The sequence below is a fragment of the Saccharothrix hoggarensis genome (assembly GCF_042678885.1).
GTDB lineage: Bacteria > Actinomycetota > Actinomycetes > Mycobacteriales > Pseudonocardiaceae > Actinosynnema > Actinosynnema hoggarensis.
Window position 1 is genome coordinate 1 of the sequence record NZ_JBHTLK010000255.1, and the last position, 9,361, is coordinate 9,361.

10 protein-coding genes and 2 pseudogenes are annotated in these 9,361 nt (G+C 73.7%); 7 read left to right on the forward strand and 5 right to left on the reverse strand.

Annotated features, from left to right (window positions below; all coding sequences use genetic code 11):
• A pseudogene (locus ACFQ3T_RS31035) lies at positions 1–301 on the forward strand (preprotein translocase subunit SecA); the annotation flags it as partial.
• Positions 302–521: 220 nt separating this feature from the next.
• Here ACFQ3T_RS31035 and ACFQ3T_RS31040 read toward each other — a convergent pair.
• Positions 522–893, reverse strand: coding sequence for an Rv3235 family protein (locus ACFQ3T_RS31040; RefSeq protein WP_380728732.1), 372 nt, complete (start codon positions 891–893; stop codon positions 522–524).
• A 56-nt stretch (positions 894–949) separates the two neighbouring features.
• On the opposite strand from ACFQ3T_RS31040, the gene ACFQ3T_RS31045 reads away from it, so the two are divergent.
• Entirely contained in the window at positions 950–1,360 is a 411-nt protein-coding gene (locus ACFQ3T_RS31045; protein WP_380728734.1) for an HAD-IA family hydrolase, read from the forward strand.
• Between the two features lie 393 nt (positions 1,361–1,753).
• Here the strand turns inward: ACFQ3T_RS31045 and ACFQ3T_RS31050 are convergent, their stop codons facing one another.
• Positions 1,754–2,518 carry a TrmH family RNA methyltransferase gene (locus ACFQ3T_RS31050; RefSeq protein ID WP_380728736.1) on the reverse strand — a complete coding sequence of 255 codons (765 nt, stop codon included), beginning with the start codon at positions 2,516–2,518 and terminating at the stop codon, positions 1,754–1,756.
• A 63-nt stretch (positions 2,519–2,581) separates the two neighbouring features.
• Between ACFQ3T_RS31050 and ACFQ3T_RS31055 the strand changes: the two genes are divergently transcribed.
• From ACFQ3T_RS31055 to ACFQ3T_RS31065, 3 genes are read left to right on the forward strand one after another with little or no spacing between them, the layout of a single operon-like run.
• Positions 2,582–3,250: a phosphotransferase gene (locus tag ACFQ3T_RS31055; RefSeq protein ID WP_380728738.1), complete on the forward strand. Its 669-nt coding sequence runs from the start codon at positions 2,582–2,584 to the stop codon at positions 3,248–3,250.
• A 10-nt stretch (positions 3,251–3,260) separates the two neighbouring features.
• The gene (locus ACFQ3T_RS31060) at positions 3,261–4,637 is read left to right on the forward strand and encodes a WS/DGAT/MGAT family O-acyltransferase (protein WP_380728740.1); all 1,377 of its coding nucleotides are present in this window, start codon (positions 3,261–3,263) and stop codon (positions 4,635–4,637) included.
• A complete protein-coding gene (locus ACFQ3T_RS31065; protein WP_380728742.1) occupies positions 4,634–5,125 on the forward strand; it encodes a DUF6912 family protein in 492 nt (163 codons plus the stop codon). Before ACFQ3T_RS31060 ends, ACFQ3T_RS31065 begins: the two co-directional genes overlap by 4 nt.
• 340 nt (positions 5,126–5,465) lie before the next feature.
• On the opposite strand, the gene ACFQ3T_RS31070 is transcribed toward ACFQ3T_RS31065, so the two are convergent.
• From ACFQ3T_RS31070 to aroA, 3 genes are all read right to left on the reverse strand, one after another.
• Positions 5,466–5,834, reverse strand: a complete 369-nt coding sequence (locus tag ACFQ3T_RS31070) for a VOC family protein (protein ID WP_380728744.1) — start codon at positions 5,832–5,834, stop codon at positions 5,466–5,468.
• A gap of 251 nt (positions 5,835–6,085) precedes the next feature.
• Positions 6,086–7,096 carry a ribosome small subunit-dependent GTPase A gene (gene rsgA / locus ACFQ3T_RS31075; protein WP_380728747.1) on the reverse strand — a complete coding sequence of 337 codons (1,011 nt, stop codon included), beginning with the start codon at positions 7,094–7,096 and terminating at the stop codon, positions 6,086–6,088.
• 1 nt (position 7,097) lies between these two features.
• A complete protein-coding gene (aroA, locus tag ACFQ3T_RS31080) occupies positions 7,098–8,363 on the reverse strand; it encodes a 3-phosphoshikimate 1-carboxyvinyltransferase (RefSeq protein WP_380728749.1) in 1,266 nt (421 codons plus the stop codon).
• Positions 8,364–8,462: 99 nt separating this feature from the next.
• Here aroA and ACFQ3T_RS31085 point away from each other — a divergent pair, with 99 nt between their 5' ends.
• Both ACFQ3T_RS31085 and ACFQ3T_RS31090 read left to right on the forward strand, forming a co-directional pair.
• Positions 8,463–9,224 (forward strand): SOS response-associated peptidase, encoded by a 762-nt coding sequence (locus ACFQ3T_RS31085; RefSeq protein ID WP_380728752.1) that lies wholly within the window; start codon positions 8,463–8,465, stop codon positions 9,222–9,224.
• Positions 9,221–9,361, forward strand: a pseudogene (locus ACFQ3T_RS31090) (alpha/beta family hydrolase); the annotation flags it as partial. The gene ACFQ3T_RS31085 and the pseudogene ACFQ3T_RS31090, both read left to right, overlap by 4 nt.

Genomic DNA, 9,361 nt, shown 5'->3' on the forward strand with positions numbered 1-9,361 from the left:
CCGTGCCGCCGCCGCGGCCGCCGCCCAGCAGGAGTCGGAGGCCGCCAACCAGGCGCCCGCCGGTCCGGCCCTGGCGCAGCTCCAGAGCGGCAACGCCATCCCGCCCGCGCTGCGGGGAAAGGGCCTCGACGGTCGCGGCCAGCAGGGCCTGACCTACTCGGGCCCGTCGGAGAGCGGTGACGCCGAGACCAGCGGCAACCCCAACGCCCAGCCGGGCGGGGGGCAGGGCGGGACGCGCAAGGAACGCCGCGCGGCCGCCCGCGCGCAGGCGAAGGGCCAGCGCAAGGGTCCGCGCCAGTAGCGGCGGAACGCGACAACGCACGTCGGAGCGGGGCCCTGGTCGAACCGGGGCCCCGTTCCCGTTCCCGGTGACGGTGGCGTGCCGCGTCACGGCCCTCTGGCGGGTCCGTGGGCCGCACGTCGGCCGGACACCGACCGCGCCCCCGTCCCGCGCCTGCGACGACCCGCCTGGCCCGTCTGCGGCGCAGTGGTCGTGGCGGAGTCGGCGCGCGTTCGCCCGGTCACGGCAGCAGGTGGAACTCGGTGCAGTGCCAGCCGGAGCCTCGGCGTTCGACCCGGGCGGCGAAGGCGCGGACCTTCGTGGGCATGTGGAGGGTTCCGGCCAGCTCGGCGGCGTCGGGGGAGACGTGGCACAGGCGGTAGCGGCCGAGGCGGGCTCCGGTCGGGGTGGCGGCTTCGGACACCGTGGTCACGGCGGCCGGTGCGAAGGCGGCGGCCAGCTGGCGGGGTGGGCGGCGGCCGTTCAGGGCTTCCACCAGCGGGAACAGGAAGTGACGTGCGTCCAGCGGCAGGGGTTCGGGCGAGGGCTTGGCGGTCGGGTGCGGCGTGGTGGCCGGCTTGGCGGACGACAGGGTCCGGAGCAGAGGTGGCATGCTGAACCGAGGGAGATCGCCGCGTTTGCGTACCAAGATCACCTGATGGAGGCACGGTGCGGGGACTGGTGCTCGACTTCGGCGGCGTGCTGACCGACCTGGGCGACGACGCCGCGGCACCCGAACCGCCCCTGCTCACGGCCACCCGCAAGGCCCGTGACCAGGGCGTCCTCACCGCCGTGCTGTCCAACGCCGACGGCTACTGGAGCCCTCCGGCCGACTGGGCCGCCCTCTTCGACGTCGTCATCACATCCGGTGACGTGGGCATCGCGAAACCCGACCGCCGGATCTACCTGCTCACCGCCGAACGCCTCGGGTTGGCCCCGCGCGACTGCGTGTTCGTGGACGACCTCGCGGTGAACGTCCGGGGCGCGGCGGCGGCCGGGATGGTCGGTGTGCACCACCGGTCAGTGGACGCCACGGTCGAGGAGCTGGAAACCCTCCTCCAGATCCCCCTGCGGGGTTAACCGGTGACGAGCCGCCACCGATGATCCACTCGGCCGGTGAATTGCCGGTCACCCGACCCCGGTCGTAGGTTTCCCGCGTTCACCGATGGGATGTCCCGAGCGCGAGGCGACACGACGGTCGCCGACCCCGAAGGGCTGATCGGAGCGGTCCGGGTTCCAGGTGGAGTGGTTGGTCCCGGCACACCGCGGCGAGCCGCCGATCAGCCAGGGCCAGGCAGCGCGGGCGTCGGAGTGGCCCTCCGGTGCCCGCGCTGCGCCCACCCACCCACCAACCCCGACCGCCAACCCCTGCACGCGCCCGCCGTCTCCGTGCCCTCCACTGCGCCCGTTCCCGCCGCGTGTCATCGCTGCGCCTGGCCCGCTGGCCCGCTGGCCCGGCCCGCCGGGCGCGTCTCAGCCGGTGGTGCGGCGGCGCACCACCTCGAAGCACAGCACGGCCGCCGCGCTCGCCACGTTCAGCGACTCGACCCCCGCGGCCATCGGGATCGACAGCCACCCCGTCACGTGCGGCCGGACGTCGTCCGAGATGCCCGCCGTCTCGCTGCCCAGCACGAACGCCGCCCGCTTCGGCAGGTCCGCCGCGTACACCGACTGCTTGGCGTTCGCGTCGAGCGCGTAGATCGGGTACCCGGCGGCGGCGAGGGCGGCGGCGGCTTCGGCGGCCGTCGCGCACCTCAGCACCGGGGCCCGGAACGCCACCCCGGCCGACGCCTTCACCACCATCGGGTCGATCGACGCCACCCCGCGGCGCGGCACGACGATGCCGTCCACCCCGGCGGCGGTCGCGGTGCGCAGGATCATGCCGACGTTCGCGGGCGTGGTGATGCCGTCGAGCACCAGCACGTTCCCCGGCCCGCCACGACGCTCCAGCTCGCGCAGGCCCACGTCGAGCGGGCGCATCCGCGGCGCGACGACGTCGGCCAGCACGCCCTGGTCCTGCTTCCCGTTGCCGGCCAGCACCTTGACCCGCTGGGCCGTCGCCCGCTGGACCGCGACGCCCCGGCGCCTGGCCGCGTCCAGGATCTCCCGGGCGGCCGGTCCGCGGGCCGTGTCGGCGAGCATGACCTTGTCGACTTCGAGGCGCGGGTCGTCAAGGGCTTCCAGCACGGGCTTGCGGCCGTACACGGTGACGAACTTGTCCTTGGGTGACACATCCACGGACCAAGTGTCCTCTACCCGTTTGGGGCTTGTTTTCGCGCTGTCAATCATGATGATCGTCACATGACATCGCGCGACGAGGCGCACCGTCTGCTGGCCAGCGGCCGGGAGGCGGACGTCTACCTGCGTCCGGACGGCCTGCTGGTCAAGCGCAGCCGCTCGGGCCGAGACCCCGGCCCCGAAGCCGAGCTGATGCGGTACCTGCGCCGGCACGGCATACCGGTGCCCAGGGTGGCGGACGCCTCGGAGACGGACCTGGTCATGGAGTACGTGCCCGGTCCGCGCATGTCGCAGGAGCTGGACGCCAAGCCGTGGCGCGCCGGCGCGCTGGGCCGCGAGCTGGCCGAGCTGCACCACAGGCTGGACCAGGTGCCCGCGCCCGCGTTCCTCGACGGCGACGGCGGCCTCCTGCACCTCGACCTCCACCCCGGCAACGTCGTGCTGGGGCCCGAGGGCGCGGTGGTGGTCGACTGGGGCAGCGCGCGCCGGGGCGATCGGAAGGTCGACGTCGCGATGAGCTGGCTGGCGATCGCGGTGGCGCCGTTGCGCCCGCTCAAGCGGTTCGCCCGGTCGCGGCTGGTGCGCGGGTTCCTGTCCGGGGTCGACGTCTCGGTCCGCGTGGAGGCCCGGCGGGCCATGCCGGCCGCCGCGGCGATCAGGCTCGCCCGGCACCAGCGGGACGAAGCCGAGGTCAGCGCCGTGAACCGGCTCGTGCGCGACTGCACCGACTAGCCTGGACCGCATGCCCGACCGCCTGTCCGCGCTGGACGCCTCGTTCCTGTACCTGGAGGACTCCACGACGCCGATGCACGTCGGCGGGGTGGCGGTGTTCCGGCGACCGCGCACGGGCTTCGACTACGACCGGTTGGTCGACCTGATCGAGCAGCGGCTGTCGCTGGTGCCGCGGTACCGGCAGAAGGTCGTGCAGGTGCCCGGACGGCTCGCCCGGCCGGTGTGGGTGGACGACCCGGACTTCGACGTCACGTACCACGTGCGGCGCTCGGCGTTGCCGAAACCGGGCAGCGACCAGCAGTTGCACGACCTCGTGGCGCGGCTGATGTCCCGCCCGCTCGACCACACCCGGCCGCTGTGGGAGATCTACCTGGTCGAGGGCCTGGCCCGGAACCGGACCGCGGTGATCACCAAGACCCACCAGGCGATGGTGGACGGCATCGGCGCGCCGGAGATCGGCCAGGTGATGCTGGACGTGTCCCCGACGCCGCGCACGCCGGTGGAGTCGTTGTGGATGCCGTCGCCCGAGCCGAGCGGGTTGCAGCTGGTGGCGGACGCGGTGGCGGAAGCCGTGCAGCGGCCCGGCGAGGTGGTGGAGAACGTCCGGTCGGCGGCCATGGACACGGTCGCGACGGTCCGGAAGGTCGCCGGGGTGTTCGGCGGGTTGGCGTCCGCGGTGCGGACCGCCGTCACGCCCGCTCCCGGCAGCCCGTTGAACGTGCGCATCTCGCCGCAGCGGCGGTTCGCGGTGGCCCGCACCCGGCTCGACGAGTTCCGCGCCATCCGGCGGGCGCACGGCGGCACGATCAACGACGGCGTGCTCGCCGTCCTGTCCGGCGCGCTGCGGAACTGGCTCCTGTCGCGCGGCGAGGTCGTGACGGCGGGGACCACGATCCGGGCGATGGCGCCGATGTCCGTGCGCGACGACGAGACGCAGGTATCGGCGTACCTGGTCGACCTGCCGGTGGGCGAGTCGAACCCGGTCGTGCGGCTGCACCACGTGTCGCACGCGACGCGGGCTCACCAGGAGTCGGGGCAGACGGTCGCGGCGCAGACGTTGGTGCGGTTCTCCGGGTTCGCGCCGCCGACGTTGCACGCGTTGGGCGCGCGGGCGGCGTCGTCGTTCTCGCGGCGGTTGTTCAACGTCGTGGTGACGAACGTGCCGGGGCCGCAGGTGCCGTTGTACGCGGCGGGGGCGAAGATGATCGAGATGTTCCCCGTCGTGCCGTTGGCGAAGAACCAGGCGTTGTCGATCGGGGTGACGTCTTATGACGGTGGCGTGTACTTCGGGCTGAACGCCGACCGCGATGCGATGTCCGATGTGGACGTGCTGGCGGCGATGGTCGAGGAGTCGGTGGAGGAACTGATGGGAACGGTGTCCGCATGAGGGTGTACCTCCCGGCGACCGTCGCGATGTTGCGCGACCTGGTGGACAAGGGCGAGTTCGTCGCCGTGGGCGGGACGGGGTTCGCCCTGACGCCCGCGCTGCGGGAGTCGTACGCGAGCGGGGACACGGAGGAGCTGGAGTACTCCGCGATGCTCGACGCGGCCCGCGGGTCGCTGCGGCTGATCGCGGGTGACGAGAAGGCGCCGCCGCGGCGCGCGGTCGTGTCGGCCGACGTGCCGGACGTGAAGTTGCGGCCGGACCTGGACTTCTCGGTGGTGAAGCTGTCCGGGCCGGTGCCGGTGGAACTCGTGGCGGCCATCCACCTGGACACGCAGGAGGCCGAGGACGCGGTGCGGGCGGCGGCGGAGGTGATCGACGCGGCCGACCTGGGCGATCCGGACGCGGAGTTCGCCCTGGGTACCGCGGAGGACCACGAGCTGGCTTGGTACGCGCCCCAGGAGCTGCCGTTCCTGCTGGAGCTGATGTAGCCGCCGGGACGGTCGTCCGCGGTGGCGGGCCGGGCGCGTGGCGACGGGCGGGCGCGATGCCGGGCCGGGCGGGCGCGGTGCCGGGGCGGGACGGCTGACGCAGGCGGGACGGGCCGGCTGGGATCGCGTCGAGGCGACCGGTCGAGGGCCGGAATTGTCAGACCGTTGGGGCAGAATAAAAGCAGGGGTCCCCTTGGCGGGGACCTCTGCGAAGCGTCAGCGGGGCGCGGGTGGTCGGCGGCGGCGCGGTTGTCGGCGGCGCGGTCGGTGGTCACGTGCCGGGTGGTCGCACGCCCGATGTGGTGGTCGCATGCCCGGTGTCGCACGTCCGGCCGGGTGGTCACATGCCCGGTGGGGGTTGCCAGAGCTCTATGCGGTTGCCCTCGGGGTCCACGCACCAGCCGAAGTGGCCGAACTCGGAGTCCTCGGTCTGCGGCAGGACCTCCACACCCCGGTCCCGCAGCTGGGCCAGCAGCTCGGCGAGGTCGTCCACCCGCAGGTTGATCATCGCCCGCTGGCCGGGCTCGCCGAAGTACTCCGTGTCGTTGGCGAACAGGGCGAACGTCGTGGTCTCCGCCTCCACCCAGTGGAACGTGATGGCGCCGCTCTCGCTCATCGGCACGCCGAGGTGCCGGCGGTACCACTCGGCCATGCGCTCGGGGTTGCGGGCCCGCAGGAAGACCCCGCCGATACCTGTCACCTTCGCCACGGCTGCGCACCGTACCCCCGCGTGCCGCGGCGAGCCCATGGTCGAGGTGACGTCGCCACCCGATCCGGTCAACGAAACGGCGCGAGCGTACGCACTCGGCGGTGGCCCCCGTGACTCTCCGCGACTCCGAACCCGGCTCCGACCCCGGAACCCGACCCCGATCCCGACCTGGAACCCGGCTCCGGCCACGGAACCCGATCCCGACTCCGACGTGACACCCGGCTCCGACCACGGCCGGCAGGCCGGAACGGCTAGTCGTACTCCTCCAGCTTGCCGCGCGATTCGAGCAGGCGGCGCAGCGACGCCAGCCGGCCGGGCGACGCCTCACCGCTGACCACCAGCTCGTCCAGCATGCAGTCCGGGTCGTCGGGCGGCCCCTGGTGACCGCAGCCGGGCGGGCACTCCTCGGCCATCGCCCGCATGTCCGGGAACGCGGCGATGATGTCGTCCGGCGTGATGTGCGCCAACCCGAACGAGCGGATGCCGGGCGTGTCCACCGCCCAACCGCCCTCCGGCAGCGGCAGCGCCACGGTCTGCGTGGACGTGTGCCTGCCCTTGCCGACGCCGCTCACCACGCCCACCGCCCGGTGCGCGTCCGGCACCAGCCGGTTCACCAGCGTCGACTTGCCGACGCCCGAGTGCCCGATCAACGCCGACAACCGGTTCACCAGCCGTTCGCGCAGCTCGCCCGGGTCCTGGTCGGACCGCGTCACGACCACCGGCAGGTCCAGCTCCGCGTACGCGGCGAGCAGGTCGTCCGGCGGCGCGAGGTCCGACTTCGTCAGGCACAGCAGGGGTTCCAGCCCGCCCGCGTACGCCGCGACCAGGCAGCGGTCGATGAAACCCCGGCGCGGCTGCGGGTCCGCCAGGGCCGACACGATCACCAGCTGCTCGGCGTTGGCCACGACGACCCGCTCGAACGGGTCGGTGTCGTCCGCGGTGCGCCGCAGCACGCTGCGCCGGTCGGCCACCTTCACGATCCGGGCCAGCGTGTCCGGCTGGCCCGACGTGTCGCCGACCAGGCCGACGTGGTCGCCGACGACGACCGGCGTGCGGCCGAGTTCCCGCGCCCGCATGGCGATCACCAGCCGGGTCGGGTCGTCGTCCACGGCGCACGTCCACCGGCCCCGGTCGACGCCGACGACCATGGCCTGCACCGCGTCCGCGTGCTCGGGCCGGCGCTTGCTGCGCGGCCGGGTCCCCTTGCCCGGCCGCACCCGCACGTCCGACTCGTCCAGCCGCCGCCAGTCGCCGCGTGGCACGTCAGCGGCTCCCGAGCATCGTGGCCCACATCCCGGGGAAGTCGGGGATCGTCTTCGTCGTCGACCCGATGTCGTCCACGGACACGCCCTCGACGACCAGGCCGATGATCGCGCCCGCGGTGGCCATGCGGTGGTCGGCGTAGGCCCGCCACACGTCGCCGCGCAGCGGTCGTGGCGTGATGACGAGGCCGTCCTCGGTCTCCTCCGCGGCGCCGCCCAGCCGGTTGATCTCGGCCGCCAGCGCGGCGATGCGGTCCGTCTCGTGGCCGCGGATGTGCGCGACGCCCCGGATGCGGGTCGGTCCGGACGCCAGGGCCGCCAGCGCCGCGACGGTCGGCGTCAGCTCGCTCTCGTCGCGCAGGTCCACGTCCACGCCCGTCAGCCGGTCCGGACCGCGCAGCGTGAGGCCGGCGTCGGTGAGCGTCACCGTGCAGCCCATGCGCTCGAACAGGTCGCGCACCGCGCCACCGGGCTGGGTGGTCACCTCGGGCCAGCCGGGGATGGTCACCTCGCCGCCCGTCACGGCCGCCGCCGCCAGGAACGGGGTGGCGTTGGACAGGTCCGGCTCGACGTGCCAGTCGCGGCCCTCGACGGCGCCCGGCTCGACCCGCCACACGTCCCGCGTCGAGTCGTCCACCACGACGCCCGCCTCGCGCAGCATCGTCACGGTCATCTCGATGTGCGGCAGGGACGGCACCGGCTTGCCGGAGTGCCGCACCGTCACGCCGCTCTCGTACCGCGCGCCCGACAGCAGCAGCCCGGACACGAACTGCGAGGACGCCGACGCGTCGATGGTGACCTCGCCGCCGGGGACGCCGCCCTTGCCGTGCAGCGTGAACGGCAGCGCGTCGCCCGCCACGTCGGCGCCCAGCGCCCGCAGCGCGTCCAGGATGGTGCTCATCGGCCGCTTCCGGGCGTGCGGGTCGCCGTCGAACGTGATGTCGCCGACGGCGAGCGCGGCGGCGGGCGGCAGGAACCGCATCACGGTGCCCGCGAGGCCGCAGTCCACCTGCGCCGGCCCCTGCAGGGCGTCCGGCGTGACCAGCCATGATCCGTCCGGGCCGTCGGCGAACCCGACGCCGAGCGACTGGAGCGCGGCGGCCATGAGCGTGGTGTCGCGGCTGCGCAGCGGGGTGCGCACGGTGGACGGGCGGTCGGCCAGCGCGGCCAGCACGAGCGTCCGGTTGGTGATCGACTTGGAACCGGGCACGGGTACCGTCGCGTGGACGGGGCCGGCGGCGGTGGGAGCGGACCACTGCTGAGTCATGGCTCGATGATTCCGCATCGGGTGGTCGACAGCTCGCACCGGGCTTTCCGACGTGCGACGATGGCCTGCCCGGACGACATGGCACAGAGGTGATCGGTTGTGTGCGGCAGGTACGCCTCGACGAAGAACCCCGCGCTGCTCGCGGCGGAGTTCGACGCGGTGGACGCCACCGAGGGCGACGCGCCCGGCCCGGACTACAACGTCGCGCCCACCAAGCTGGTGCCGGCCGTGGTCGAACGCCATCCGCGTGACGACGAGGGCAACCCCGACCCGGACACGACCGAGCGCAGCGTCCGGGTGATGCGCTGGGGCCTGGTCCCGCACTGGGCCAAGGACCTGTCCGGCGCCGCCAAGATGATCAACGCGCGGGCGGAGAGCGTGCTCGACAAGCCCGCCTACCGCGACGCGGCGGCCAAGCGCCGGTGCATCGTGCCGGCCGCCGGCTGGTACGAGTGGCAGCCCGGCGAGGGCCGCAAGCAGCCGTACTTCATCAACCCGGGTGACGGCTCCAGCATCGCGATGGCGGGCATCTGGTCCGTGTGGTGGCAGCAGGACGGCGACGAGCGCAAGCCGATCATCACCTGCGCCGTGCTCACCACGGACGCGATCGGCGAGATGCGCAACGTGCACCACCGGATGCCGCTGGTGCTGCCGAAGGACCGCTGGGCGGCCTGGCTCGACCCGGACCGCACCGACCCGGGTGACCTGCTCGCGCCCGACCTCGACCTGGTCGACGCGCTGGAGCTGCGCCCGGTGTCGATGAAGGTCAACAGCATCAAGAACAACGACCCGTCGCTCATGGACGCGGTCTCGCTGGGGGAGTCCGAGAAACCGGAGCCCACCTTGTTCGAGCTGTCATGACGAAGCGGGTCGTCGACACCCCGTACGGCCCGGCGCGGGCCGAACTGCACTGCGCGGTGGAGGGGCGGGCGGCCCTGCTGCTCGGCCACGGCGCCGGCGGCGGGATCGCCGCGCCCGACCTGGTGGCGGCGGCCCGC